This window comes from Nonomuraea diastatica (assembly GCF_004349015.1).
GTDB lineage: Bacteria > Actinomycetota > Actinomycetes > Streptosporangiales > Streptosporangiaceae > Nonomuraea > Nonomuraea diastatica.
In genome coordinates this window covers 16,862-43,073 of sequence record NZ_SMKP01000061.1, presented here as the reverse complement: position 1 = coordinate 43,073, position 26,212 = coordinate 16,862, and the positions used below count along the sequence as shown (strand labels likewise).

Here is a 26,212-nt window from a genome sequence, read left to right as displayed (position 1 = left end):
GTGTTCGGAATCATCCCTGCGGTGACCATGGGTGCCCGTCGTTGCGTGCCGCGTGGCGGGCGCATCTGTGCGGGTTGTGCCTGACGTTGAGGGACGAGCAGGGGCAAGGGGCACGGCTGACCACCAACTACGACACGCTGCTCCTCTCTGTGCTCACCGAGGCCCAGCTCCCGGGGGACGCGCCCCGCCGCACGACCGAGCCGTGCGGCGGGGCGGGGATTCCGCACGGCCGAGGTGGTGGACGCGCGGGCGCGCGGCGCGCGGCTGGGGGCCGCGGTCTCGCTCGTCCTCGTCGCCGGCAGGCTGCGGGACCACGTCGCCGACGGGGACGCCGCCTTCGGCACCGTCGCGGAGGCGAGCCGGTTCTTCGGCCGGATCGCGCATCTGCTGGACGCGGCCGAGGACCAGCGCGACCGGCGGCCCGTGCGAAGAGCGCTGCTACCTGCGCGAGTGCGGCGACTGCTGCGAGTGTTGCACCTGCTGCGACTGCTCTTGAGCGCGGCCGTCAGGGTCCGGTGGCGGTCCTGGCGATGTCGAACGACTGGCCCGTCACGTCCTCCTCGGCCAACCGGTACGCCTCCACGATGGCCTCGCTCAGCGCCCGCGAGCCCAGCCGCATGGCGCGGGGGTCTATGTGCAGCGCGGCCAGGGACCCGGCGGGCGTGACCTCGACGGCGACCTGCCCGCCCGCGCTCTCGCCGCGGCCCCTGGTCTCCTGCAGCAGGCGGCTGATCTCCTCGAACCCGGCCGTCTGGGCGGCCATCTCGGCGAGGACGCGGTCGAGCTCGGGGTCGCCGGTGGGCGGTGGTGTGATCATCTCGCTCCTCGCTCAACGTTTGAAGATGAACGCCCTGGGCGCGTGTGCCAGGGCCGAGCGCACGGCGCCTTCGTCGCTCAGCGACCCGCTGATGACGAGTGGGTAGATCGTGGAGGCCGAGACGGTGCGGCGGAAGAACCGGCCGGCCGAGCCGGTGCCCAGCAGCGTCTCCGTGACCTTCGTGGCGGGGAAGAACCTGCGCACGTCGCTCAGGGCCTTGATGCCGCCGTTGTAGGCGAGCTCGGCGGCGAAGTGCTTGCCCGCGTACTCGAAGAGGTTGCCCATGGGCTGGCCGGTGGCGGCGGAGCTGGCGGCGTGCACGCCGGTTTTGAGCACGGCCCACGTGACGGAGTCGGCCAGCGCGTCGAGCCCTTCGCGCACCAGGTAAGTGCCGACGCGGCGCTTGCCCAGCCGCTGTTCCAGGATCAGCTTGACGATCTTCTGGAACAGGGTGCGCTCCAGCCTGGCCCTGGCGACCAGCATGGTGAACGCCCGTTGCGCCACGAGCCTGGCCGCCGGGTAGATGAAGCCGAACATCATGGTGAAGGCGAGGGCGGCCAGCTGGGTGCCGATGATCCAGAGCTGGTCCCGGTGCCTGTCGACCGCGTCGGCGTACTCGTCGCAGCCGGCGGCCAGCTCGCGCAGTTCCTCCCGCAGGGCGGCGTAGCGGGGGGCGAGCTCGTACGGCCACACGTCCGCGAACCGGTCCACGGCCCTGCTGTCGTTCTGCCTGCGGGCCACGGCGACGGCGGTCTCGGTGCGCGCCGCGACCTTGCCGATGGCGTCGGCGAGGTTCCGCAGGGCCTCGGCGCGCGCCCTCAGGTTGGTGGTGTCGGCCTCTGGCACGTGGACCCCGGCGAACCAGGCGAGCGCCTGGAAGGGGTCGAACATCAGGCGCCTTCCTTCGGCGGGGGCGCCTGCGGGATCGGCGGCGGCGCGAGGACGGGGATCTCGGGAAGCGACTCGATGATCTGCGACTCCAGGTAGTCCCACAGCTCGTCGAAGTCGCGCAGGCCGGTCGCCGAGACGAAGCTCTTCTCCGCGATGAGGCGCATGGCGTCGGTCAGGGAGTCGTAGCCGTCGGCGTACCACTGGGCGAACGCGTGGCCCTGGTCGTCGCCGCCGACCAGGGCCGACGTGCCGGCGAGCGCCGTGGCCACGTGCTGTAGCGTCACCACCTCGTCACCGGTCTCGTCGAAGAGCCAGGCGAGTTCGCGGATCGACCGCCAGTCGATCGCGAGTTGTTCGCCGTTCCCGCCCGGCGTCGCCGGGGGCTGCCGGCGCGGCATCGGGGTCTGCCCGGCGGGCGCGTCCGGCGACAGGGTGGGATCGGGCGTCGCGCTCTCCGACGGGGACGGCGTGCCGCTCGGGGTCTCCGAAGGCTGGGGCGCCGAGCCGGTCGAGCCGTCCGAGGTGGGTGCCGGGCCGGGCTCACTGGACGGATCCGCCATCGACCCCTCCTTCACCAGTAGGCGATCACGCAACGACAGAGAGACAGTGACGGCGACGAACCTCGTACAGGCTAATCTCCAGGAATATAGCGCTATTTCATGTTAAAAGGGCGTTCATCCATGAGGGAGGTTCCGCGAGCAGCCCGCCCAGCTCATCGATCGCCTCCCCCTCGACGGTCCCCGTACGGGCCGCGTCCTCCACGCGCTGGCACAACGCCGCCTCCCGGACGGCGCCGACGGTCGCGCAGGCGCTCTTGAGCCGATGGGCGAGCTCGCCCGCCTCCGCCGCGTCGCCGGCTTCCGCCGCCCGCCGCAGCTCGTCGAACGTCCGCGTCGCGGTGGCGAGGTACGCCTGCGCCACGTCGGCGACCGCCTCCGGAGACAGGCCCGCCAGCTCCGGCGGCAGGCTCGAGTACGCCGCCCACTCCGGGATCCTGGCCAGCACCCTGGGCCAGTCGACCGGCTTGGCCAGGTGGTCGTCCATGCCCGCCTCCAGGCACCGGATCCGGTCGTCCGGCATCGCCGCCGCGGTCATCGCGATGATCGGGGTGTGCCCCTCCTCCCTGCCGCGGATCTCCGCGGTCGCGGCCAGCCCGTCGAGCACGGGCAGCTGGCAGTCCATGAACACGAGGTCGTAGCCGCCGGCCAGCACGGCCCGCACGGCCTGCTCGCCGTCGTCCACGGTCTCGACCTCGTGCCCGGCCTGCTCCAGGATGAGCATCGCCACCTGGCGGCTCACCTCGTCGTCCTCGGCCACCAGGATGCGCGTGCCGTCGTCCTTCCCCTCGGCCTGCGCGCCCTCGCCCGGCTCGCCGTGGAGAACGCCCTGGGCATCGGCGGTGCCCAGGGCGTTCTCCACGGCGGCGAGCAGCCGGCGGCGGCTGAGCGGCCGGGTGATCGACTGCACGGCGCGCTCCCCCGAGGCGCCCGGCCAGGCGAACCCCGCGCGGCCCGGCGTCACGACCACGACGACGCTGGTGGCCTGGAGCAGCGGGTCGGTGAGGATCACGTGCGCGAGCGACTCCGACTCACCGAGGTCCAGGGCGACGACCGCCAGCTCGTACGGCCGCCCGCTCGTCGCGGCGGCCCGCAGCAGCGTCAGCGCGGACGCCTCGTCCTTGGTCTCCTCCACGGCGAGCCCCGCCTCCGCCAGGGATCTGCCGGCCAGGGTGCGGTCCTGGGGGCGCGGGTCGGCGACGAGCGCGCGCCGCCCCTCCAGCGCCTCGGGCTTCGGCTCCGACCACGTCAGGACGTCGACCGGCAAGGTCGCCCAGAACCGGCTGCCCACGCCCTCCACGCTGTCCAGCCCGATCCGCCCGCCCATGAGCTCGATGAGCTGCCTGCTGATGGCCAGGCCCAGGCCGCTGCCGCCGGTCCTGCGGGTGATCGGCGAGTCGACCTGGCGGAAGACGCCGAAGACCCGATCACGGTCGTCAGGGCCGACGCCGATCCCGGTGTCGGCGACCGCGAACCGCAGCACCGCCCGTTGGTCGCCGGGACTGCCCTCGTCCAGCGTGACGTGCAGGTCGACCCCGCCCTGGACGGTGAACTTGAGCGCGTTGCCGACCAGGTTCGTGAGCACCTGGCGCAGCCGCGCGGGATCGCCCGCCACCTGCCGCGGCACGCCCTCGTCGAGCCGGAGCGTGAGCCAGAGCCCCTGCTCGTAGGCGTGCGGCGCGAAGGGCGCGACCACCTCGTCGCAGAGCCGCGGCAGGTCGAACGGCACCGCCTCGACCTGCAGGTGGCCCGCCTCGATCCTGGACAGGTCGAGGAAGTCGTCGAGCAGGCGCAGCACGTTCTGGGCCGCGCCCTGGGCCGTGGTGGTATAGTGCCGCTGCTCGTCGTCCAGCCGGGTGCCCATGAGCAGGGAGTTCATGCCGAGCACGCCGTTGATCGGAGTGCGGATCTCGTGGCTGATCTTGGCGAGGAACTCGGACTTCGCGCTGGAGGCGTTGACCGCGTCGTCCCTGGCGGCGGCCAGCTCGGCCGCGTACCTGGCCAGCGTGGCCTGCGCCCGGCGGCGGCCGCGCGTGCTGTGGATCTGCAGGCCGAGGCCGATGAGGATGAGCAGCGCCAGCAGGGCCGCGACGGTGAGCACGTTGGACCTGAGCTGTTCGGCGGAGGCCAGCGCGGCGGCGGCCGGCACCTCGGCGGTGACCGTCCAGCCGATGCCGGGGATCGGCTCGGACGCCGACAGCACCGTGCCGTCGACACCGCGGAACGTGCCGTTCCAGGTGCGCCCGGCGAGCGCCGCGTCGACCCGCGGGTCCTCGCGCAGGGAGGTGAGGGCGTAGAGCTTCCTGCCGGGGTCGGCGACGAGAACGCCCGCCTGGTCGGTGATCAGCAGCCTGATGCCCTGCGCGTTCGCGGCCTGCTCGGCGAACTTCTGGATGGCGTCCAGGCTGTAGACGACCGTGAGGATGCCGAGCATGCGCTCGCCGTCGGCGCTCGGGATGGGCGCGGCCACGGCGACGGCTCTGGACACGCCGACCATCGTGGGCGTGTACGCCTGCGAGACGTGGGCCTGCCGCCGGTCGCGCACGGCGCGGTACCAGTCGGTGTTGCCGATGTCCTGGGGCAGGCCGCTCGGCGGCTCGGCGCCCATCATGTCGCCGTCGGGCGTGATCAGGATCAGGCCGCTGACGCCGTCGCGCTGCCGTTCCAGCTGGTCGAGGTAGTCGCGCATGGACTTCGTGGTGACGCGCCCGACCGCCTCGCGCACCTGGGGGCGTTGCGCGAACGCGGTGACGAGTTGTTTGAGCGAGTCCATCTGCTGCTCCACCACGACCCGGCTCACCGAGGCGGTGGTCCTGACCCGGTCGGTGACCTCGTCCCGCACCGCCTGCTCCGACAGGGAGATGCTGGAGGAGGTGAGCAGTGCCAGGGGCAGCAGGCCGAGTAACGTCCACAGGGCCGTGACCGCGAGCAGCCATCTCACCGGCGTCCGTCCCTTCCCGCTGTCGTTCGCGTACAGATTAGGAGGAAACGGGCGTGGGCGGCGGCTCATGATGAGCAGAACAAGCAAAAGTCGATCTTTTGTGATAAAAGCCACCTAAGCTGCAAGAACCCCCTATCAGCTGGACGAGGAGCGTGGCGATGCCTGAGCCCAGGGACATCACCGTTCTCATCGTGGACGACGATCCGGTCGTCACCGCGGCGCTGCACGCGCAGGTGAACCGGGTCCTGGGCTTCAGGGTGGTGGGCATCGCCCACAGCGGGCACGCGGCGCTCGCCGCCGCCGCCCGCTTCGCGCCCCGTCTGGTCCTGCTCGACCTGCACCTGCCGGACCTGCCGGGGCTGGAGGTCGCGCACCGGCTGCGCCGGCCCGACCAGCCGCCCGCCGACGTCATCGTGATCTCCGGCCGCAAGGAGTCCGCGACGGTCCGCGCGGCCATCCAGCGCGGCGCCCTGTACTACCTGGTCAAGCCGACCCGGGCGGGCACGCTGGAGCAGACGCTGCTGCGGTACGCGGCGACGGTCGCGCAACTGGAGTCGGGTGGCCGCTTCGCCGAGCAGCAGGAGATCGACCGGATCTTCCGCTCGCTCCATCTCGACCAGGGAGCCCGGCCCAGGAGCATCTCCGCCGCCACCGAGCAGGCGGTGCTCGACGCGCTGTCCGGCGTCGAGCAGGACGCCTCCGCACACGAGCTCGGCGAGCTGATCGGCGTCAGCCGGGCCACCGCCCGCCGCTATCTGGAGCACCTGGCCGAGCGCGGCCTGGTGGAGGGGCGGCCGAGATACGGCCCCACCGGGCGCCCGCAGCACCGGTACCGCGTACGGTGACCGCGCTCAGGGCGCTGCTCGCCGCGCTGTTATGCCTGCTGGCCGCGGGTTGCGGCGAGGCGAGCCCGTTCCCCGAGGGCTCCACCATGAAGCGCATCAGGGATCGCGGTGTCCTCACCGTGGGCATCAAGTTCGACCAGCCGCTGTTCGGCTACAAGGACCCGGCCAGCGGGCGGATCACCGGCTTCGACGCGGAGATCGCCCGGCTGGTGGCCAAGGACCTCACCGGCAGCGAGCGCAACATCCGCTTCGTCGAGACCGTGTCACGCGAGCGGGAGAACTTCCTCAAGCAGGAGGTCGTGGACCTCGTCATCGCCACGTACTCGATCACGCCGGCCCGCGCCGAGCTGGTCACCTTCACCGACCCGTACTACTACGCCGGGCAGGACATGCTGGTGAGGTCGGGCGACTCCACCATCCGCGACGTGTCCGACCTCGACGGCAAGCGGGTCTGCACGGCCAAGGGCTCCACGTCCGTCGAGCGGCTGCGCACCCTCCTGCCCGGCGCCGACCTCGAGATCGTCGACGTCTACAGCGTGTGCGTGCCCGCGCTCATATCCGGGCGCATCGACGCGGTCAGCACCGACGACACCATCCTGCACGGGCTGATGGCCCAGCATCCTGACACGCTGCGGCTCGTCGGCAAGCCGTTCGGACGCGAGCCGTACGGGATGGGGGTCCGCAGGCAGGACACCGTCTTCCGCGACTACCTCAACGGGCTGATCACACGCTGGCTGCGTGACGGGCAGTGGGACCGCGCCTTCATGTCCACCATCGGGATCTCCGGCGCCACCTCGGAATCGTCGAAACCCCGCTAACCGCTGAGCAGAACGCTCACAAGCCTTTCCGCAGAACACGCGACTCCTACGGTTACGCCAACGCTGACCGACACGAGGAGCGTGACGCATGACCCAGGCGGACCTGATCGTCCTGGACCAGGTCAACAAGCGCTACGGCGAGCACCATGTGCTCAGGGACGTGAACCTGACCGTCCGGCAGGGCGAGGTCGTAGTGATCATCGGCCCGTCGGGGGCCGGCAAATCGACCCTGTGCCGCGCGATCAACCGGTTGGAGACCATCGACTCCGGCATGATCAGCGTGGACGGGACCCCGCTGCCCGCCGAGGGGCGGCAGCTCGCCCGGCTCCGCGCCGAAGTGGGCATGGTCTTCCAGTCCTTCAACCTTTTCGCGCACAAGACCGTCCTGGACAACGTCGTCCTCGGGCAGGTCCACGTGCTCAGGCGGCCCAAGGACGAGGCCGTGCGCAAGGCCCGGGAACTGCTCGACCGGGTGGGCATCGGCGGCCAGGCTGCCAAGTTCCCCGCACAGCTCTCCGGCGGGCAGCAGCAGCGGGTGGCCATCGCCAGGGCGCTGGCCATGGACCCCAAGGTGATCCTCTTCGACGAGCCCACCTCCGCGCTCGACCCGGAGATGGTCAACGAGGTGCTCGAGGTGATGACGGCGCTGGCGCGCGACGGCATGACCATGGTCGTCGTCACCCACGAGATGGGCTTCGCCAGGCGCGCGGCCGACCGTGTGGTGTTCATGGCCGACGGCGAGATCGTCGAGCAGGACACCCCTGACGGCTTCTTCGGCGCCCCGAGCAGCGAGCGCGCCCAGTCCTTCCTCGCCAAGATCCTCACCCACTAAGGAGTGTCATGTTCGGCAGATCCCTCTATGCCGTTTTCGCCGTCGTCACGCTGGCCACCGCCTGCGGCGGCGGCCAGGAGAGCTACGCCTCCATCGTGGACAAGGCCAAGAACGCCAAGAAGCTGGTCATCGGTGTGAAGGCGGACCAGCCCGGGCTCGGGCTGCGCACCCCCAACGGCGACTTCTCCGGATTCGACATCGAGGTCGCCACGTACGTCGCCAAGCAGCTCGGGGTCGAGGCGAAGGACATCACCTGGAAGGAGACCGTCTCCGCCAACCGGGAGGCGTTCATCGAGCAGGGCCAGGTGGACATGGTGGTGGCCACGTACTCCATCACCGACGCCAGGAAGCAGAAGGTGTCCTTCGCCGGGCCGTACTTCGTGGCCGGGCAGGACCTGCTGGTGCGGGCCGCCGACGCGGCGCTGACCGGGCCGGAGGCGCTCAACGGCAAGAAGTTGTGCTCCGTCGCCGGCTCCACCCCGGCGCAGAAGGTCAAGGCGGAGTACGCCAAGGAGGTGCAGCTGCAGGAGGAGCGGACGTACTCGGCGTGCGTGGACCGCGTCCTCGGCGGCCAGCTCGACGCCATCACCACCGACGACGTCATCCTCGCCGGCTACGCCGCCCAGCACACCGGCAAACTCAAGGTGGTCGGCAAGCCGTTCAGCACCGAGAAGTACGGCATCGGGCTGAAGAAGGACGACACGGCCGGGCGCAAGGCGGTCAACGACGCGCTGGAGAAGATGTTCTCCGACGGGAGCTGGACGAAGGCGCTGCAGGCCAGCGTCGGCTCCTCGGGCTTCGCCCTGCCGCAGGCCCCGAAGCTGGAGCGGTACTGATCCCATGGACGCGTTGCTGATCGAGAGCGACACCGTCTTCGCCGCGTTCTGGATGACGGTACGGCTGACGGCCGTCAGCGCGCTCGGCTCGCTGGTGCTGGGGGTGCTGCTGACGGCCATGCGGGTGGCGCCGCTGGCCTCCCTGCGGGGCGCCGCGAGCGTCTACGTGTCCGTGGCCCGCAACACGCCGCTCACCCTGGTGCTGCTCTTCACCGGGCTAGGCGTCGGCGCGAACCTCGGGGTGGAGCTGTCCGACGACATCGCGACCAACAACTTCTGGCTCGCCGTCATCGGGCTGACCGCCTACACCTCGGCGTTCGTCTGCGAGGCCCTGCGCTCCGGGCTCAACACGGTGCCGGTGGGCCAGGCCGAGGCCGCCAGGTCGCTGGGGCTCGGCTTCGTCAAGACGCTCGGGCTCATCACGCTGCCGCAGGCGTTCCGCTCCGTGGTGGCGCCGCTGGGCAGCATCATGATCGCGCTGACCAAGAACACCACGATCGCGCTGGTGGTGGGCGTGAGCGAGGCGTCCGTGCGGATGCGCGAGATGATCGAGACGTACGGGGACCAGGTGATCGAGATCTTCTTCGGCTTCGCCGCCGGATTCGTGCTGCTGTGCCTGCCCATGGGGCTGGCATTCGGCTGGCTGTCGCGGCGAATGGCGGTGGCGCGATGACGTACGCGAACCTCTACGAGCCTCCCGGGCCGCGCGGGATCCGGCGCAACCGGACGCTGGCCGCGGGCGTGGCGCTCGTGTTGCTGGCTGTGGCGTACTTCGTCTTCGTGCGCTTCGACGAGAAGGACCAGTGGGCCGCCGACAAGTGGGCGCCGCTGCTGCGCGGCGACGTCTGGGCCACGTTCATCCTGCCCGGCCTGGCCGGGACGCTGGCCGCGGCCGTGACCGGAGTGGTGCTGGCCGGGCTGTTCGGGATCGTGTTCGCCACCGCCAGGATGTCCGAGCACCGGTGGATCCGGGTGCCCGCGGCCGCCGTGGTGGAGTTCTTCAGGTCCGTCCCGCTGCTCCTGCTCATCTTCTTCGCCTTCTTCGGGTCGTTCGCCCTGCTGGGCACGAACATCTCCGCCTTCAGCGCCGTCGTCTTCGGGCTCACCCTCTACAACGGGTCGGTGATCGCGGAGATCATCCGGGCCGGGGTGCAGAGCCTGCCGCGGGGGCAGCGGGAGGCGGCGTACGCGATGGGCATGCGCAAGGGGCAGGTGATGCGGCTCGTCCTGCTGCCGCAGGCGCTGCGGGCCATGATGCCGGCCCTGGTCAGCCAGTTCGTGGTGCTGCTGAAAGACTCGGCGCTCGGGCTGATCGTCGGCTATGACGAGCTGGTGGACCGGGGACTGAACGGGATCGCCGCCAACTTCTCCAACGTCATCCCGGCGGCGATCCTCATCGCGGCCATCTTCATCCTCATCAACCTCAGCCTCGACCGCCTCGCCCACCGGCTGAGCGCCACCCGCCGCACATGACGGGCCGGGCCTTCCATGAAACGTCTCAGGCGCGTGCAGCCGCAGCGACGCCACCGCGACGGTCGAGTCGACCGGCCGCACCTGCCCGGGGGACGCCTTTAGGAAAGGCGAGGCCACGGCGCCTCACCCCGCGCCGGCCTTGAGCGCCTGGTCCAGGTCGTTCCACAGGTCCTCGACGTCCTCAAGGCCGACGGAGAGCCGCAGCAGGCGCTCGCCGATGCCGCCGAGTGCCCGGTCCGCGGGGTCGACGACACGATGGCTGAGGGCGCCGGGGTGCTGGATCAGGCTGTCCACGCTGCCCAGGCTGACAGCGGGGGTGATGACGCGTACGGCGCCGAGCACCGCGTGCGGATCCCCCGCCACCTCGAAGGACAGCAGCGCCCCGCCTCCCGTCATCTGGCGTGCCGGACGGTTCGCGGCGAGCGCAGGATAGGAGACGCCGGTGACACCGGCGTGCGAAACCAGCCGGCTCGCGAGCTCGGCCGCCGTCGCGGACGCGGCCCTGACCCGGACCGGCAACGTCGACAGACCTCTCAACAGCAGATAGCCCGACAGCGGATGCAACACCGCGCCGGTGGCGAGGCGAATCTGCCGCAGAGTCCGCGCGTGGTTTTCCGCGCACGCCACCACCCCGCCGAGCACGTCGCCGTGACCGCCGAGGAACTTGGTCGCGCTGTGGAGCACGATCGAGGCCCCGAGCTCTGCGGGGCGCTGCAGCACCGGCGTCGCGAACGTGTTGTCCACGAGCAGCGGCACGTCCCCGCACGCTTCGGCCAGGGCACGGAGATCCACTTCGGCCAGGGTCGGGTTGGCCGGCGTCTCCACGATGACGAAGGCGGTCCCAGGCCGTAGCGCGCCGGCGATCTCTCCGGCCGTGTTGACCCACGTGACCGTGGTGCCGAGCAGGCCGGCGCTCAGGAGGTGATCGCTGGTGCCGTACAGCGGCCGCAGAGCAACCACATGCGCCTTTCCCGCGGCGACACCCGCCAGCAGGCAGGCGCTCAGCGCCGCCATGCCGGACGCGAAGGCGACGGCCGCCTCGCAGCCCTCCAGTTCGGCGAGCGCATCCTCGAAACGCCCCACGGTCGGGTTGCCGATCCGGCCGTAGATCGGCATGCCCGGCACCTGCTCGCCCGTGGCGAGGGTGTCGAGACGGGCCGCCTCGCCGGCGGTGTCACGCGACGGATACGTGGTCGACAGGTCGATCGGTACGGCGTGCACTCCGTGATCGACGAGGTCGTCGCGGCCCGCGTGCACGGCCCGGGTGTCCAAACTGCGTCCTGAGGTCATGCGCCCACGGTGACACAGAATCCGGAATCATGGCCTATATGCCGTACTATATTCGGTCCTGCCGAACTTTCCCGGACAGACTACGGAACACTTCGCTGATCCACCAGCGTGACCGAATCCAGCACGAGACGGCATAGGCACCTCCCCGCCCCGCCGGACCCGGAAGTCAGGACGTGTACCCGGACTATATTCGGGACATGGACGCTACCGACCTTCTCGATCCGGTGGACATCGCCATCCTGCGCGAGCTGCAGAGCGACGGACGGCTCCCGAACAAGACCCTGGCCCAGCGGGTCGGCATCGCACCCTCCACCTGCCTCGACCGAACGGCCAGGCTGCAGCGGCTCGGCGTGATCACGGGTTTCCTGGCCAGGATCGACCCGGCGTCGATCGGCCGGAACGTGCAGGCACTGCTCGCGATCCAGTTCCAGGCGCACTCACGGGCTCTCGTCGGACCGTTCGTCGAGTTCGTCCGCGGCCTTCCCGAGACGCGCGCCCTGCACCATCTCACCGGCGGAGACGACTACCTGGTGCACGTGTCCTGCGCCGACACCGCGGACCTGCAGCGGCTCGTCCTGGAGTTCACCGCGCGCGTGGAGGTGGGACGCGTGCAGACCCAGCTGATCTTCGAGTCGTGGGAAGGAGGCCCGCAGGTCCCGGCATCGCCCGTGGTACGCCGCCGCGCAAGCCGCTGAACGCGTGAGCGCGCCACCGTACCGACCTCGCCTTCGGCCGGCTCCATGCGCGCCGGTCGGCGGGAGACGGGCGCGATGTCGTACAAAGGGATGCATGCCGACACCCCCAGAGTCCATCAAGACCGGACCGTTCGCCGGGCGCACCGTGGCCGCGCTCGGCCAGGACCTGCGCGAGGGGCGCACCACCGCGACCGAGCTGGCCCGGCAGGCGCTCGACGCCGTGGCCGGCCTCGACCCGGCGCTCAACGCGTTCGTCAACGTGGACCCCGCCGGGGCGCTGGAAGCCGCCCGGCGGGCCGACGGCGAGCTGGCCGGGGGCACCGACCGGGGCCCGCTGCACGGCATCCCGGTCGGCGTGAAGGACCTCATCATGGTCGCCGGCCTGCCCGCGACCATGGGGTCGCGGCACTTCTCCGGCTATGTCCCCGACCATGACGCGGCCTGCGTGACGCGGCTCCGCCAGGCCGGCGCCGTCATCGTCGGCAAGACCACGACCCACGAGTTCGCCTACGGGCCCACGGGCGACCGCTCGGCCACCGGACCCTCGCGCAACCCCTGGAATCCCGCGCGCATGTCGGGCGGCTCCAGCGGCGGCAGCGCGGCCGCGGTGGCGGCGGGCATGGTCCCGCTCGCGCTCGGCACCGACACGGGCGGCTCCGTCCGCATCCCGTCTGCGTTGTGCGGGATCGCCGGGTTCAAGCCCGCCTACGACGCGATCCCCTCGGACGGCGTCTTCCCCCTGTCGCGCACGCTCGACCACGTCGGTGTCCTCGCCGGCGACGCCCGCGACTGCCTGCTGGCCTACCGCTGCCTGACCGCTCAGGACGGCGGGCACGACGGCGGGCAGGAGGCCTGCCGGGCGCGGGTGGCGTGGCTGGATCCGGCCGGGCTGTTCCCCGGAGACTCGCGCGTCGTGCGTGCGGTGCGGGCGGCGTCGGGGGCGGAGGAGGAGGTCCGGCTTCCCGCGGACGCCGGAGGCGAGCTGCGGGAGACGTACACGACGATCCAGAGTTGCGAGGCGGTCGCCGTGCACGCCGGCCGCCTCGCCGGGGCGCCCGAGCTGTTCGACTCCGAGGTGCTCGACCGCCTGCGGGCCGCCGCCGATGTGCCCGGCCGGCGGTACGTGCGCGCCATGGCCGCCCGCGAGCGCCTCGCCCCGATGATCGGAGAGCTGTTCGGCCGCCATGACGTGCTCGCGCTGCCGGCCGTGCCGATCACCGCGCCCCTGATCGGTCTGCGGGAGACCGTGCTCGACGGGGAGAAGATCGCCGTCCGGGCCGCCCTGCTGGCGTTCACGAGCCCGTGGAACGTGCTCGGCCTGCCCGCGCTGACCGTGCCGGCCGGCCCGGTGGGCGGCCCGGTGGGCGGCCCGGTGGGCGGCCCGGTGGACGGCCTGCCGGTCGGGCTCCAGCTAGTCTGCCGTCCTGGACACGAGGCGCTGCTGTTCGAGGTGGCCGCGCGCCTCGCGCGCTCCTGATCGCGGATGCACGGCGGGCCCGCCGTGCCCGGCGCGCAGCATCGGGCGCCGCGCCCGGGCCGGAGTGTTGTGCGCGCCGGGATCACGGCGTGTCCCGGCGGCGTCCGTCCGCGCGGGTGAGGCCGTCCATCAGCAGGTCGAGCAGCCGTTCGGCCTGGGGGCGCTGGTGGGCGGCCCCGGTCACCAGGGTGGCGCCCGCCAGGGCCATGAGGATGTCGCCTGACGGCACGTCGTCCCTGATCACGCCCTGGGCGATCCCGGCGACGCGGAACTCCTCGACCGCGCCGGTCAGCTGCTCGCGCGTCATCGAGCTCAGCCGCTGGTCACTCTGCAGGAGGGTTTTGAGCGTCTCGGCCATGCCGTGCTTGGCGGCGAGATAGTCCAGCACCTCGGACATCCACGCCCGCAGGGCCCGGTCGGCGGGCAGCCCGGCGAGGAGGTCCGAGGCTCGGGAGGCGAGCCGGGCGGTCTCGTAGCGGTAGGTGGCGTCGACGAGTTGTTCGCGGGTCGGGAAACGCCGGTACAGGGTGGCGATCCCCACGCCCGCGTCCTTGGCGATCTGTTTCAGGGTCGCGGCGGCGCCGTCCCGCGCGAAGGCCGCGGCCGCCGCAGCGAGCAGTTTGTCCTCGTTGGCCCGCGCGTCGGCCCGGATCGGCCGTCCGGACGGTTCAGGCATACGTCTTCTCTCCCCGGCTTGCTATATGGAGTCGACTCCGCTTAGCATGGCGGCCAACCGGACCCTGCTCCGCTTATGCGGACGGTAGCAGAGGCATGCCGGACGTTGACACCACACCGCCTCGATCACCGGAAGGACCGTCCAAGGTCATGCGCTACCGCACGCTCGGCGGCACGGGAGTCCAGGTCAGCTCGCTGTGCCTGGGTGCGATGATGTTCGGGAAGTGGGGAAACCCCGATCATGCCGAATCGATCGGCATCATCCGCACGGCGCTCGACGCCGGCGTCACCATCATCGACACGGCCGACGTCTATTCGAGCGGCGAATCGGAGGTCATCGTCGGGAAGGCGATCGCCGGACGCCGCGACGACGTCATCCTGGCGACCAAGGTGTCGAGCCCCATGGGTCCCGGCCCCAACGAGCGCGGCGCCTCCCGGCGCTGGATCGTCCGGGCCTGCGAGGAGAGCCTGCGCCGCCTCGGCACCGATCACCTCGACCTCTACCAGGTGCACCGGCCCCGATCCCGGCACCGACCTCGACGAGACCCTGGGGGCACTGTCCGACCTCGTCCGCGCCGGCAAGATCCGCTACGCCGGGTCCTCGACATTCGCCCCCTCGGCCATCGTGCAGGCGCAGTGGACCGCCGAGCGGCGGCAGCGCGAGCGCTTCGTCTGCGAACAACCGCCCTACTCCCTCCTGAGCCGGGGCGTCGAGGCCGATGTGCTGCCCACCTGCGAGGCGTACCGGATGGGGGTGCTGGCCTGGAGTCCCCTCGCCGGGGGCTGGCTGTCCGGCCGCTGGCGCCGCGGCGCCCCCGACCTGTCCAGCCACCGCACGCGGACGATGCCCTTCCGCCAGACGTCCGCCCACTACGACCTGACCGTGCCGGGCAACCAGGCCAAGCTCGACGCCGCCACCGAGCTCGCCCGCATCGCCGGCGAAGCGGGCCTGACGCTGATCCAGCTGGCGCTGGCGTTCGTCACCACACACCCGGCGGTCTCCGCGGCGATCATCGGCCCGCGTACCGCCGAGCACCTGCACTCCCAGCTGAGCGCCGCGGACATCGTCCTGGAGCCCGCCGTGCTGGACCGCGTCGACCGCGTCGTGGCGCCCGGCACCGACCTCAACCCCGACGACGCCGGCTACAACGCGGCCGTCCTCTCCGACCCCGCCCGCCGCCGCGCCGCCGCTCGGTGAACCGCGGCCCGACGGTCCAGACGCCACGGCATCCCGGCCGGGTCCGTCGTCACCGTTCCGCCTCCGCGCTGACCCGATCTTGGCGAGAAGCGTCGCCGGGACGTGGGAACCGTCTCCGTGCCCGACAGCGGAACAGCCGGCATCACCGCGCGGGCGGGCGCAACGCGGCGCATCGGCCCGGCCAGTCGCCGGTGCGGCAGGCCCATCACCTCCCAAAGTCGGAGCCGCTCCCCACCGGGGGGAGGACACGGCGCGACCGCGCGCCCGATGCGGCGGGCCGGGCCGACGGGCGAGGCTGACCGGCATGAACACGTCCTCGAACACCCCCGTGCACGCCTCCGTGAACACCTCCGCCAGAAGGCCGCTCACCGTGATCGGCGCGTCCGCGGCCGCCCTGGCCTGCTGGGTCCTGGCGGTCCCGGTGGCCGGAATCGCGCTGACCGTGCGGACGGGCGGCGGCACCCAGCAGGTCGGGCCGGCTGCGGTCGTGGTGGCGAGCCTGCTGGCCGGGCTGGCGGGCTGGGCGCTGCTGGCCGCTCTCGAGCGGTTCGCCTCCCGGGCCGGCCGATTCTGGACGATCGTCGCCCTGGTCGTGCTCGCCCTGTCCCTGCTCGGCCCGCTCGGCAGCGCGGCCGACGCCACCGCGAGGCTGGTGCTGGTCCTGCTGCACCTGATCGTCGGCGCCGTGCTCATTCCAGGGCTGGCACGGCGATGACCGAACCCCGCCGACACCACGACGCAGGAGACCCGGCATGACGGTCCTCGCCAGGGCGATCGACGCCACCCGCCGCTACGGCGACGTGCTCGCACTCGACCACGTCTCGCTCGACATCAGAGCGGGCGAACTGGTCGGCCTGCTCGGCCCGAACGGCGCCGGCACGGCCGAGCTGCTGGGCAGGTTCGGCCTCGCCGACCTGGCCAGGCGGCAGGTCGGCGGCCTGTCCGGCGGGCAACGACGGCGGCTGGCGGTGGCGCTGGCGTTCGCGGGCAAGCCGCGGCTGGTGTTCCTCGACGAGCCGACGACCGGCCTGGACGTCGAGGCCAGGCGGGCACTGTGGGAGGGCATCAGGTCCTTCCATGAGAAGGGCGGCACCGTACTGCTCACCAGCCACTACCTGGAGGAGATCGAGGCCCTGGCCGAACGGGTCCTGGTGGTCGGTCACGGCCGTGTCCTGGCCGACGGCACCGTGCGGGCCGTCCGCGGCCTGGTGGGCACCCGGCGCGTCTCCCTCGTCGCCGAACACCTGCCGCACCTGCCGGGCGTGCTCGGCGCCGAACGCTCGGGCGGCCGGATCGACCTGGTCGTCAACGACCCCGACCGGCTGGTCGGTTCTTCGGCGCCATGTCGGCCGCGCTCATGGGGCTCGGCAGCGCGGTCGCGCAGGACCGCGACCTGCCGTGGAACCCGTACCTGCGCACGCTGCCCGCGGGCCCGCTCCCGCGCTTCGCCGGGCGGATCCTGTCAACACTGGCCGTCATGCTCATCTCGGTGATCCCCGTCCTGGTGGTGGCGACGCTGTTCACGGAGGCGACGATCACGCCGGCCGGGCTGCTGCTGGGGATCGGCGCGCTGGTCGCGGGCGTGGTGCCGTTCATGCTGATGGGGTTGTGCGTCGGCTTCCTGCTGACCTCGAAGGCCGCCATGGCGGTGTCACAACTGCTGTTCTTCCCCATGGCCATCCTCGGCGGGCTGCTGCTGCCGCCGCAGATCCTGCCGGGGTTCGTGCAGGCCGTCTCGCCGTACGTGCCCACCAGGGGCGCGGCCGAGCTGATCTGGTGGGCGATCGCCGGTGCCCGGCCGGGCGCGGTGCCGCTGGTCATGCTGGCCGTCTGGACCGGCGCCACGGCGGCCGCCGCCGTCTGGGCCTACCGCCGCGACGAGGGCAGGCGTTTCACCTGACCCGACGCTCAGCCGCCGGCCGGGCAACGGATGGAGGAGGCCGAGCCGGGCCTGCCGTCCATCGGGCGAGCCGAACACTTAGCCCTTGCGCTGACCATGATGTCCTGCAACACTTAGCCTTATGGCACAGTATTCGGCGCACCTGGACGGCGTGTTGCTCGCCCTCGCCGACCCGACCCGGCGCGCCGTCGTCCGGCGCCTCGGCCACGGGCCCACGAGCGTCGGCGACCTCGCCCGCGACTTCCCCATGACACTTCCCTCGTTCATGAAGCACGTACGGACCCTCGAATCGAACGGGCTCATCCGCACGACCAAATCCGGCCGGGTACGCACCTGCGTGCTCAACCGCGAGCGACTCGCCCTCGTCGACGACTGGCTCGCCGAGCAGCGCCGGATCTGGCAGGAACGCACCGACCGCCTCGAACGGTTCGTCACCGACCCACAGGAGAACAGGCCATGAATCCCGACCTCGACCTCAGTCTGGAGCGGATCATCCGCGCCCCGCGCGCCACCGTGTGGAGCGCCTGGACCGACCCGTCCCGGCTCGAGCAATGGTGGATCCCCGCCCCCTTCCGCTGCCGGGTGGACCGCCTCGACCCTCGGCCCGGAGGAGCGTTCGTGACGCGGATGAGCGACGGCGGGCCGGAGTTCGCCCCCCACCTGGACGCGTGCTTCCTCGCCGTGGACGAACCCGAACGGATCGTGTTCACCAACGCCGTCACCAGCACCTGGCGCCCCGCCGATCCCGCACCCGTCGCCATGACCGCCACGATCACCCTGAACGACCACCCCGACGGCACCGACTACCGGATCCTCGTCCGGCACGGCGATCCGGAATCCCGTGCCCGCCACGAGAAACTCGGCTTCGCCGACGGCTGGGGCTCGGTCACCCGCCAGCTGGCCGCCTTCGCCGAGAGCACGGCACCGTGATGAAGATCGCCCTGCTCCAGTTCCTCACACTCGACGGGGTCAGCCAGGCACCGGGCTCACCGGACGAAGACACCAGCGACGGCTTCACCGGCGGCGGCTGGCTCGTGCCCCACATCGACCAGACATTCGTCCAGCGCACCTCCGAATGGCTCGGCCTCGCCGACGGCCTGCTGTTCGGACGCCGCACCTACGAAGCGTTCGCACGCGACTGGCCGAAGATCACCGACCCGGCCGACCCGTATGCCGAACGCATGAACACGCTGCCGAAGTACGTCGTGTCGAACACCCTCACCGAGGGAACGTGGCACCCCACGACCGTGCTCAACGGCGACGTCGCCCAGGCGCTCGCCGCGCTGAAGACACGACCAGGACGGGAGCTGCAGGTCCACGGCAGCGCCCGCCTGGCCGACGCGCTACTGGCGGCAGGCCTGGTCGACACGCTCCGCCTCGCCATCGCGCCCACGCTGCTGCGCACCGGCCGCCGCCTGGTCACCGGCCCGGGCGCCACGTCCGGCCTGCGCCTGGTCCACCACGAGGCGACACCGAACGGCCTGCTGCTCCTGGAGTACGACACGACAGGCCAGGCTTCCCAGGGCGCATACGAGGGCGTCGCCGCCTTCCTTCAGGGAGAACGAGCGCCGTAGGCCATGCCCACAACATCCTGGCTGGACCCGGATCATCCCACGGGATGCTGAGGATCGTCGTCAGGACGGTCCTGTGCGGCGCCCCTGAACGTGGCAGCAGAGCCTGCGGCTGACCTGGGCACTGTCATTCAGGTCAGCATCTCGTCAGAGCCACCGAACGACATTCACCGTGACCGTGCGATCCGGGTGTGGCTCCAGCAGCCGCACTGTGCGGTGGAGAGCACGGCACCACCTCGCCCTCTGGCCCGCTCGGTTTCGTGGCGGTGGGCCGCCCGAGGTCCTCGGCCGGGGACGTCACTTGATGCGGCGCCAGCAGGCGAGCTGACGGCTCGTGTTCCTGACCACACACGGCGGGCCTGACCACGGACCGACGCAACGCGGAGCTCGTGGTCAGCGGACCCTGCGGAAGAACGCCCGGACGTCGTCGACCAGCAGGTCGGGGGCCTCCATGGCGGCGAAGTGACCGCCCCGGTCGAACTCCGACCAGTGGATCACTTTGTGCTCGCGCTCGGCGACACGCCGGATCCCGCCGTCGCCGGGGAAGACCGCGACCCCGTGCGGGACCTCCGATCGCTCGACCGGCATGCCCCACTGCGCCGAGCCCTCCTTGTAGAGCCGGGCGGACGAGGCGGCGGTGCGGGTCAGCCAGTAGATCGTCACGTCGGTGAGCATCTGGTCAAGGTCCACCGCGTCCTCGGGCAGGTCGTGCGCGGGGTCGGTCCACTCCTTGAACTTCTCCACGATCCAGGCCAGCTGGGCGGCGGGGGAATCGTGCAGGCCGAAGGCGACGGTCTGCGGCCGGGTGGCCTGGACGATCGCGTAGCCGGAGCGGTCGTCGTCGGTGTAGATCTCCATGCGGGCCTGCTCGGTCTCGGTGAGGCCCTCCATCTCGGACGGGTCGAAGGCAGGAAAGCCCAGCGCGCCGTTGACGTGCACGCCGGCCACCCGGTCAGGGGCGACGCGGCCGAGCTCGGGGGAGATGACCGAGCCGCTGTCGCCGCCCTGGGCGCCGTAGCGCTCGTAGCCGAGGCGGCTCATCAGCTCGGCCCACGCGCGGGCGACCCGGCGCAGGTCCCAGCCGGTCTCGCGGGTGGGGCCGGAGAAACCGAAGCCCGGGATGGACGGGGCCACGACGTGGAAGGCGTCGGCGGGGTCGCCGCCGTGGGCCCGGGGGTCGCTGAGCGGGCCGATGACCTTCATGAACTCGACGATCGAGCCAGGCCAGCCGTGGGTGAGGATTAGCGGCAGCGCGTCCGGCTCTGGGGAGCGCACGTGCAGGAAGTGAATATTCTGGCCGTCGATCTCGGTGGTGAACTGCGGGTGTTCGTTGAGCGCCGCCTCGTGCTTTCGCCAGTCATATCCTCTGCGCCAGTATTCGGCCAGCCGCCGCACGTACGAGACCGGGATTCCGTACGACCAGCCGACGCCGGGCAGCTCGTCGGGCCAGCGGGTGCGCGCCAGCCGGTCATGCAGGTCGTCGAGCGCGGACTGCGCGATGTCGATGCGGAACGGGCTGATCTCCGTGGTGAACCTCATGGGGAACACGCTAGAGACGGGTTAGGACAGGATCAGTCCTAGGAATGGGGCAATCTGGAGCGCATGGTGGAGACATCGGCCCGGTTGCTCAGACTCCTCTCGCTCCTGCAGACCCACGGGGAGTGGTCGGGCGCGGAACTGGCGGAGCGGCTCGGCGTGACCGCGCGGACGGTCCGCCGCGACGTCGGGCGGCTACGCGAACTCGGCTATCCCGTGCACGCCACCGCGGGCACGCCCGGCTACCGGCTCGGCGCAGGCACAGACCTGCCGCCCCTCCTGCTGGACAACGACGAGGCGGTGGCGGTCGCGGTGGGGCTGCGGACCGCGGCCGGCGGTTCGGTGTCGGGGATCGAGGAGACCTCCATGCGGGCGCTGGCCAAGCTCGAACGGGTGCTGCCATCCCGGCTCCGGCATCGCGTACACGCACTGCAGTCGATGACCGTGCCGATGGGACGGGCGGGTTCGGCGGTGGACCCGGCGTCCCTGACCGCGATCGCCGCCGCCTGCCGCGACCACGAGACCCTGCGGTTCGGCTACCGGACGCACGAGGGGCAGGAGAGCACCCGCGCCGCAGAGCCCTACCGGCTCGTCCATTCGGGGCGGCGCTGGTACCTGCTCGGCTGGGACACCAGCCGCGCCGACTGGCGCACCTACCGGGTCGACCGCCTGAGCCTGCAGACGCCGAACGGACCGCGGTTCGTCCCACGGGACCCACCCGACTCCGACCTGGCCACCTACATGTCCCGGTCGATCTCCAGCGCGCCCTATCGTTACCAGGGCCGCTTCACGATGCATGCTCCGGCCGAGGTCGTCGCCGAGCACATGCCGCCCACGACGGGGACGATCGAGCCGATCGACGAGGGGTCCTGCACGTTGTCCAGCGGCGCGAACGACCTCGATGAACTCGCCGTCTGGGTCGCTCTGATGGACATCGACTTCGACGTGCACGAGCCGCCTGAGCTCGTCGACCGCATCCGCACCCTCTCCGCCCGCCTCGCCACCGCTGCCAGATCATCGTCAACAGCAGATGTCTGGACGTAGCGAAGATGACAGCAGGACTTGCTCCCGACCTGGGCACTGTCACTTCGACGGGCGCCGAAATACCGGTGCTCGCGTCATCGACGTTGACAGTACCCAACCGAAGATCAAGCGAGACCGCGCCTGCCATGAATTCGGGTGGGCTGGGGCTATGCCTCCAGGGCTCGACGCGCAAGGTCGGCCCGTTGACGATCACCGTCCACTGTCTCGGCGCCGGCGTCGTTGTCCATGAATAGGTCGATGAGCCCCCACTGACGGAGGGCATCTCGATGATCAAGCCGACACTCATGTTGGGCATGGTGTCGAGATCGGTAAGGGGCGGTCAAGGCGGATTGTGACTACCCTCAGCTGTTCCCAGAGCGCCGCATTCGTGCCCGAGCTTAGCCGCGGGCTGAGCGAACCGCGCCGTCCGTCGGCCCGTCTACCGGATATGCGCATACTTTGAGCCGCAGTGGTGCTCGTGCTCGCGGCGGCCTGCGGTTCCGCCCGAGCAACGGTCACTGCCGACGAATTCACCGATCGCGCCCGTGAGGTCGCCGAACGCTGGCAGACCTCCGCGGAGCGCGAGCCCTGGATCAGGGGGTTCGTCCCGCTGCGGAACCTGACCCTAGCGCCGATGGGAGCACACGCCGCGGTGGGTGGCCCGGAGCCTGATCAACAGCGCCTGGAAACTGGAGACCGAACTCTCGGCCGAAGCGCCTGCACCGGCCGTGCTGCGCTGGGCCGATGGGGCCACGCTGAGCGTACCGGTCTTGGCGGCCACAGCCGCCTACGCCGGGCTCAGCAGCACGTGCGGACGCCATCCCGCCACCGCTGAATACCGCCACCCCGACCGCCCACGCCGCCTCCCGCGACGCGGCGAAGGCGACCTCAGCTCGATTCCGGATCAACGGAGCGGGCCGGACGTCGAACAACCATCCCGATCTGCCTCGCGGCACCGCCAGGAAGTCCGGGACATGCTCGCGGAACCCGTCGTCGGCCTCGAACCGCAGCCGAAACGGCGGCACATTATCGATCAAGACCGACAAACCGGTCCCGCAGTGACCGCGTGGGAACCCCTGGAGATCGCTGGCCATATGGGTACCCCCGCGGGTCACCTGGACATCAGGCAGGTGACGGCAGCTCGACGTCGACCACGACGGGGAAGTGATCCGAGGCGTCAGTGTTCAGCACGGTGGCCGAGGTCGCCCTGACGTCGGGCGAGGACATGACGTAGTCGATGCGCGTGCGCGGGTTGTCCGTGCTGTAGGTGAGACCGTCGCCGTGGCCGACCGTGTCCCAGGCGTCGGCCAGAGACTCCTTGAGCGTGACCATCTCGGCGGAGTCCGGCAAGGCGTTGGTGTCGCCGGTGAAGATGATGGGATCGGGCGACTCGGCGAGCAGGTCCCGGATGGCGGCCACCTGGGCGATGCGCTCGACCTGGGAATTGTGCTGGAGGTGCGTGGTGAGGACGCGGACGTCGACGCCGCGCACCTTGATCCGCGCCTCCAGCAGACCCCGCTGCTCCCCGCCTTCCGGCCGGGGGAGCAGCGTGTTCCGCCACTCGCGGATCTTGTATCTGGACAGGATGGCGGTGCCGTACTGCTGCCTTTCGGCGCCGGGCTCGGGAGGATCGCGGTCGATGTTCGCGCCGAAGACGGCGTGCATGCCGAGCCGGGCACCCAGCCACTTCGCCTGGTCCACGAAGTCGGAGCGCACGCTGTGGTGGCGGTCCACCTCCTGGAGGCCGATCACCTGAGCGCCGGAGTCCTGGATGACCTGCGCGATCCGTTCGAGGTTTAGCTTGCCGTCGTTGCCCACGCCATGGTGGATGTTGTACGTCGCGACGCGTAACTGCCGGACGCTGTCGGCGTGGGAGGGGGTGGCGGCGAGGGACAGGACGGCGGTGAGCACGACGATCAGGGCGCGGACGCGGGATTGTGTCATGGTTCTCCTTTTTGTAGCCAGGCCGCCGTGTCGGGCGGGAGCAGGCCGTGGGCCAGGTCGCCGCTCAGCAGCAGCACCCGGGTGTGCGCGGGTAGTTCGATCGGCGCCCGCGACAGGTTGACCACGCAGGCGAAGCCGGGGTCGCGGGTGAAGGCGAGCACGTCGGGCCCCGCGGGCAGCCACGTCATCGCGCCGTCGCCGAGGGCGGGCCCGTCTCCGCGGATCCGCAGCGCGGTCCGGTACAGCGACAACATCGAGTCCGGGTCGCGCTCCTGCGCCGCGACCGTGAGCGCGCGCCACTCCGGCGGCTGCGGCAGCCACGTGCGTGCCGGGCCGAACCCGAACGGCGGGTCCGCCCCCTCCCAGGGAATCGGCACTCTGCATCCGTCGCGGCCGAGCTCCGCCCCGTTCGTACGGCGGGTCACGGGATCCTGTCGCAGCTCCGCCGGGATGTCCAGGACCTCCCACAGGCCGAGCTCGTCCCCCTGATAGAGGTAGACGCCGCCGGGCAGCGCCATGGTGAGCAGCGCGGCGGCCCTGCCCCGCCGAGTGCCCAGCGCGAGGTCGGCGGGCTCGTCGCGGGTCCGCTGGCTGTATCCGGTGTCGCTCCGGCCGTAGCGGGTCACGTGCCGGGTGACGTCGTGGTTGGACAGCACCCAGGTCGGAGGCGCCCCTGCGGGCGCGTGCGAGGCGAGCGTGGAGTCGATGACGGCGCGCAGCCGGCCGGCCTCCCAGGGGCTGCGCAGGAAGGGGAAGTTGAACGCCGTGTGGAGCTCGTCGGGGCGCAGGTACCGAGCGAAGCGGGCGGGGTCGCTCACCCAGATCTCGCCGACGAACATCCGTTCGCCCGGGTAGGAGTCGAGCAGCTTGCGCCACGAGCGGTAGATCTCATGGACCTCCGGGCGGTCGGCGTGCGGCTGGTCCATTGGATCGGGGTCGGGACCGAGGCCGGGCAGGCCGTCCGCCTTCACCAGCCGGTCGGCCACGTCGATGCGGAAGCCGTCCACGCCACGGTCGAGCCAGAACCGCAGGATCGACTCGAACTCCGCCCGCACGTCGGGGTGCTCCCAGTTGAGGTCGGGCTGGGACGAGTCGAACAGGTGGAGGTACCACTCGCCGTCGGGCACCCGTGTCCAGGCGGGTCCGCCGAAGCGCGACGGCCAGTCGTTGGGAGTGTCGCGGAAGTGGTAGCGCTCGCGTTCCGGGGACCCGGGTCCGCCGGCCAACGCTGCTCGAAACCACGGATGCCGGTCGGAGGTGTGGTTCGGGACGATGTCGACGATCACCCGCAGCCTGTGGTCGTGGGCCTCGGATATGAGGGCGTCAGCCTCCGCCAGCGTCCCGAAGAGCGGGTCTATATCGCGGTAATCCGCGACGTCGTAGCCGGCGTCGGCCATCGGCGACACGTACCAGGGGGTGAGCCAGAGCGCGTCCACCCCGAGCTCGCGCAGGTACGGCAGGCGGGCGCGCAGCCCCGCGAGGTCGCCCACGCCGTCGCCGCTCCCGTCCGCGAAGCTGCGCAGGTACACCTGGTAGATCGCGGCGCCCCGCCACCAGCTCACGCCTCCCCCCACAGCACCGTGCGGCCTTCCAACCGCGATCTCTCGGCCGCGAAAGCCATCCGGTGGCTGTCGAGCGACGCCTCAAGAGAAGTCGCCGGAGCGCCGCCGCCGGTCAGCGAGGAGACGAAGGCGTCCATGAGCCCGTCGTCGCCGCCCGAATGGCCGCGATGATCCCTCGTCTCGCCCTCGGCCGGACCGGCGAGCAGCTCGATCGCCTGGTGCCGCAGGGGGCCCCGCCTGCCTCGTACGACGTCTCTGGCGTGGGGCAGCTCGGGCAGGACCGCGCTGGGGGAGAAGAGGTCGATCTTCACCGACCCCGACCGAACATGCCCCGCGATCTCCCCGCCGGTCCCCGTCAGCCGCACCGTCCGGGTGTTCTGCCCGGTGAAGGCCGAGGTCGACAGCGTCGCGGTGAGACCGCCGGGAAAGGACATCACGGTCTGCTGATGGTCGACGACGTTGTTGCCGCCGCCGAACACGCATCGGCCGTACGGCCCGTGTTCGAGGGCTCGCAGCCGTCCCTCCGGCGAGGTGTCGGCGCCCAGCAGCGCCACCGGGGAGCCGTGCACGTCGCGCAGCGCGTCCACGTAGTAGCGGGGGGCGTAGAAGGGGCAGTCGTCCGCGTGCGGGCAGCCGTCCAGGCATCGCTCAGGAGCGCCGGGCGGCGCGTTCTCCGGACGGAAGTAGGTCAGCTCGCCCACGCTGGACACGCTCACCGGAGGGGAACCGGCGAACCAGCGGATCACATCGAGGTCGTGACAGGTCTTGGCGAGCACCATCGGGCTCGACGTCGAGGAGTTTCGCCAGTTGCCGCGCACGTAGGAGTGCGCGAAGTGCCAGAAACCGATGTTCTCCTCGATGCGCATGGTGACCAGGCGTCCGATCGCGCCGCCCGCCACCAGCTGGTGCAGGGTCTGCCAGAACGGCTGGTAGCGCATGACGTGGCCGACGGAGATGCGCGCGTTCAGGCGGCTGCCGCCATCGGCGAGTTGTTCCAGCTCCGCCGGTGTCGACGAGACGGGCTTCTCCACGAGCACGGCCAGGCCGCGGCGGGCCGCCTCCAGCGTCGGCGCGACATGGTCACGGTCGGGCAGAGCGACGATCACCCCGTCCAGGTCCAGGTGCTCGGCGTCGGCCAGCAACGGCTTCCAGTCGTGGTAGCGGCGCTCGTCCGGAACCCCCGCCGCGGCCGCGAGACCGTCCCTGCGATCCGGGATCGGGTCGGCCACGGCCGCGATCCGCGCCCGCTCGGGATGCCGGACGATCCATCGCCCGTAGGAATCCCTCCCGCGGCTCCCGGCGCCGAGGACGCCCAGCCGAACCGGCATGTC

Annotated in this window: 26 protein-coding genes and 1 pseudogene; 17 read left to right on the top strand and 10 right to left on the bottom strand. The window is 71.3% G+C overall.

What is annotated here, in order from left to right:
• Positions 1–505 precede the first annotated feature (505 nt).
• From E1294_RS21960 to E1294_RS21945, 4 genes are all read right to left on the bottom strand, one after another.
• Entirely contained in the window at positions 506–817 is a 312-nt protein-coding gene (locus E1294_RS21960) for a YbaB/EbfC family nucleoid-associated protein (protein ID WP_132510962.1), read from the bottom strand.
• 12 nt (positions 818–829) lie between these two features.
• Complete coding sequence (locus tag E1294_RS21955) at positions 830–1,708, bottom strand: WXG100-like domain-containing protein (RefSeq protein ID WP_132510960.1); 879 nt, start codon at positions 1,706–1,708, stop codon at positions 830–832.
• A complete protein-coding gene (locus tag E1294_RS21950; protein ID WP_132510958.1) occupies positions 1,708–2,268 on the bottom strand; it encodes a hypothetical protein in 561 nt (186 codons plus the stop codon). The genes E1294_RS21955 and E1294_RS21950 overlap by 1 nt, the downstream gene beginning before the upstream one ends.
• Before the next feature lie 97 nt (positions 2,269–2,365).
• Complete coding sequence (locus tag E1294_RS21945; protein WP_132510956.1) at positions 2,366–5,206, bottom strand: hybrid sensor histidine kinase/response regulator; 2,841 nt, start codon at positions 5,204–5,206, stop codon at positions 2,366–2,368.
• A gap of 158 nt (positions 5,207–5,364) precedes the next feature.
• On the opposite strand from E1294_RS21945, the gene E1294_RS21940 reads away from it, so the two are divergent.
• The 6 genes from E1294_RS21940 to E1294_RS21915 all read left to right on the top strand — a co-directional run bounded on the left by E1294_RS21940 (position 5,365) and on the right by E1294_RS21915 (position 10,010).
• Positions 5,365–6,051, top strand: a complete 687-nt coding sequence (locus E1294_RS21940; protein ID WP_132510954.1) for a response regulator — start codon at positions 5,365–5,367, stop codon at positions 6,049–6,051.
• Complete coding sequence (locus E1294_RS21935; RefSeq protein ID WP_246083182.1) at positions 6,048–6,869, top strand: glutamate ABC transporter substrate-binding protein; 822 nt, start codon at positions 6,048–6,050, stop codon at positions 6,867–6,869. Before E1294_RS21940 ends, E1294_RS21935 begins: the two co-directional genes overlap by 4 nt.
• 88 nt (positions 6,870–6,957) lie before the next feature.
• Complete coding sequence (locus tag E1294_RS21930) at positions 6,958–7,701, top strand: amino acid ABC transporter ATP-binding protein (protein ID WP_132510952.1); 744 nt, start codon at positions 6,958–6,960, stop codon at positions 7,699–7,701.
• An 8-nt stretch (positions 7,702–7,709) separates the two neighbouring features.
• Positions 7,710–8,537: a glutamate ABC transporter substrate-binding protein gene (locus E1294_RS21925; RefSeq protein ID WP_132510950.1), complete on the top strand. Its 828-nt coding sequence runs from the start codon at positions 7,710–7,712 to the stop codon at positions 8,535–8,537.
• 4 nt (positions 8,538–8,541) lie between these two features.
• A complete protein-coding gene (locus E1294_RS21920) occupies positions 8,542–9,210 on the top strand; it encodes an amino acid ABC transporter permease (protein ID WP_132510948.1) in 669 nt (222 codons plus the stop codon).
• Positions 9,207–10,010 (top strand): amino acid ABC transporter permease, encoded by an 804-nt coding sequence (locus E1294_RS21915; RefSeq protein WP_132510947.1) that lies wholly within the window; start codon positions 9,207–9,209, stop codon positions 10,008–10,010. The genes E1294_RS21920 and E1294_RS21915 overlap by 4 nt, the downstream gene beginning before the upstream one ends.
• Positions 10,011–10,133: 123 nt before the next feature.
• Here E1294_RS21915 and E1294_RS21910 read toward each other — a convergent pair whose 3' ends face one another.
• Positions 10,134–11,300, bottom strand: a complete 1,167-nt coding sequence (locus E1294_RS21910) for a trans-sulfuration enzyme family protein (protein WP_132510945.1) — start codon at positions 11,298–11,300, stop codon at positions 10,134–10,136.
• Positions 11,301–11,497: 197 nt separating this feature from the next.
• Here E1294_RS21910 and E1294_RS21905 point away from each other — a divergent pair, with 197 nt between their 5' ends.
• Positions 11,498–11,995 (top strand): Lrp/AsnC family transcriptional regulator, encoded by a 498-nt coding sequence (locus E1294_RS21905; RefSeq protein ID WP_132510943.1) that lies wholly within the window; start codon positions 11,498–11,500, stop codon positions 11,993–11,995.
• A 94-nt stretch (positions 11,996–12,089) separates the two neighbouring features.
• On the top strand, positions 12,090–13,472 hold the full coding sequence (locus tag E1294_RS21900; RefSeq protein WP_132510941.1) for an amidase: 1,383 nt from the start codon (positions 12,090–12,092) through the stop codon (positions 13,470–13,472).
• A gap of 82 nt (positions 13,473–13,554) precedes the next feature.
• Here the strand turns inward: E1294_RS21900 and E1294_RS21895 are convergent, their stop codons facing one another.
• Positions 13,555–14,148, bottom strand: coding sequence for a TetR/AcrR family transcriptional regulator (locus E1294_RS21895; protein WP_132510939.1), 594 nt, complete (start codon positions 14,146–14,148; stop codon positions 13,555–13,557).
• Between the two features lie 95 nt (positions 14,149–14,243).
• Here E1294_RS21895 and E1294_RS55955 point away from each other — a divergent pair.
• The 8 genes and pseudogenes from E1294_RS55955 to E1294_RS21860 form a co-directional block, all read left to right on the top strand.
• Positions 14,244–14,612, top strand: a pseudogene (locus tag E1294_RS55955) (aldo/keto reductase); the annotation flags it as partial.
• A gap of 22 nt (positions 14,613–14,634) precedes the next feature.
• Positions 14,635–15,345 (top strand): aldo/keto reductase, encoded by a 711-nt coding sequence (locus E1294_RS21890; RefSeq protein WP_246083185.1) that lies wholly within the window; start codon positions 14,635–14,637, stop codon positions 15,343–15,345.
• 304 nt (positions 15,346–15,649) lie between these two features.
• Positions 15,650–16,060 (top strand): DUF6069 family protein, encoded by a 411-nt coding sequence (locus E1294_RS21885; RefSeq protein WP_132510937.1) that lies wholly within the window; start codon positions 15,650–15,652, stop codon positions 16,058–16,060.
• Between the two features lie 37 nt (positions 16,061–16,097).
• Positions 16,098–16,838, top strand: a complete 741-nt coding sequence (locus E1294_RS21880) for an ABC transporter ATP-binding protein (RefSeq protein WP_246083181.1) — start codon at positions 16,098–16,100, stop codon at positions 16,836–16,838.
• A complete protein-coding gene (locus E1294_RS21875) occupies positions 16,739–17,245 on the top strand; it encodes an ABC transporter permease (RefSeq protein WP_246083184.1) in 507 nt (168 codons plus the stop codon). Before E1294_RS21880 ends, E1294_RS21875 begins: the two co-directional genes overlap by 100 nt.
• Before the next feature lie 121 nt (positions 17,246–17,366).
• Entirely contained in the window at positions 17,367–17,705 is a 339-nt protein-coding gene (locus E1294_RS21870) for an ArsR/SmtB family transcription factor (RefSeq protein ID WP_132510935.1), read from the top strand.
• Positions 17,702–18,175, top strand: a complete 474-nt coding sequence (locus E1294_RS21865) for an SRPBCC domain-containing protein (RefSeq protein ID WP_132510933.1) — start codon at positions 17,702–17,704, stop codon at positions 18,173–18,175. Before E1294_RS21870 ends, E1294_RS21865 begins: the two co-directional genes overlap by 4 nt.
• A complete protein-coding gene (locus E1294_RS21860; protein WP_132510978.1) occupies positions 18,175–18,819 on the top strand; it encodes a dihydrofolate reductase family protein in 645 nt (214 codons plus the stop codon). Before E1294_RS21865 ends, E1294_RS21860 begins: the two co-directional genes overlap by 1 nt.
• Positions 18,820–19,209: 390 nt before the next feature.
• Here the strand turns inward: E1294_RS21860 and E1294_RS21855 are convergent, their stop codons facing one another.
• Positions 19,210–20,355: an epoxide hydrolase family protein gene (locus E1294_RS21855; protein WP_132510931.1), complete on the bottom strand. Its 1,146-nt coding sequence runs from the start codon at positions 20,353–20,355 to the stop codon at positions 19,210–19,212.
• Between the two features lie 63 nt (positions 20,356–20,418).
• Between E1294_RS21855 and E1294_RS21850 the strand changes: the two genes are divergently transcribed.
• A complete protein-coding gene (locus E1294_RS21850; RefSeq protein WP_132510929.1) occupies positions 20,419–21,396 on the top strand; it encodes a helix-turn-helix transcriptional regulator in 978 nt (325 codons plus the stop codon).
• Positions 21,397–22,497: 1,101 nt separating this feature from the next.
• On the opposite strand, the gene E1294_RS21840 is transcribed toward E1294_RS21850, so the two are convergent.
• Genes E1294_RS21840 through E1294_RS21830 form a run of 3 tightly spaced genes read right to left on the bottom strand, consistent with a single transcriptional unit; the run spans position 22,498 to position 26,209 of the window.
• A complete protein-coding gene (locus E1294_RS21840; protein ID WP_132510927.1) occupies positions 22,498–23,319 on the bottom strand; it encodes an endonuclease/exonuclease/phosphatase family protein in 822 nt (273 codons plus the stop codon).
• Positions 23,316–24,881 (bottom strand): glycoside hydrolase family 13 protein, encoded by a 1,566-nt coding sequence (locus E1294_RS21835; RefSeq protein ID WP_246083180.1) that lies wholly within the window; start codon positions 24,879–24,881, stop codon positions 23,316–23,318. The genes E1294_RS21840 and E1294_RS21835 overlap by 4 nt, the downstream gene beginning before the upstream one ends.
• On the bottom strand, positions 24,878–26,209 hold the full coding sequence (locus E1294_RS21830) for a Gfo/Idh/MocA family protein (protein WP_246083179.1): 1,332 nt from the start codon (positions 26,207–26,209) through the stop codon (positions 24,878–24,880). Before E1294_RS21830 ends, E1294_RS21835 begins: the two co-directional genes overlap by 4 nt.
• Positions 26,210–26,212 lie beyond the last annotated feature (3 nt).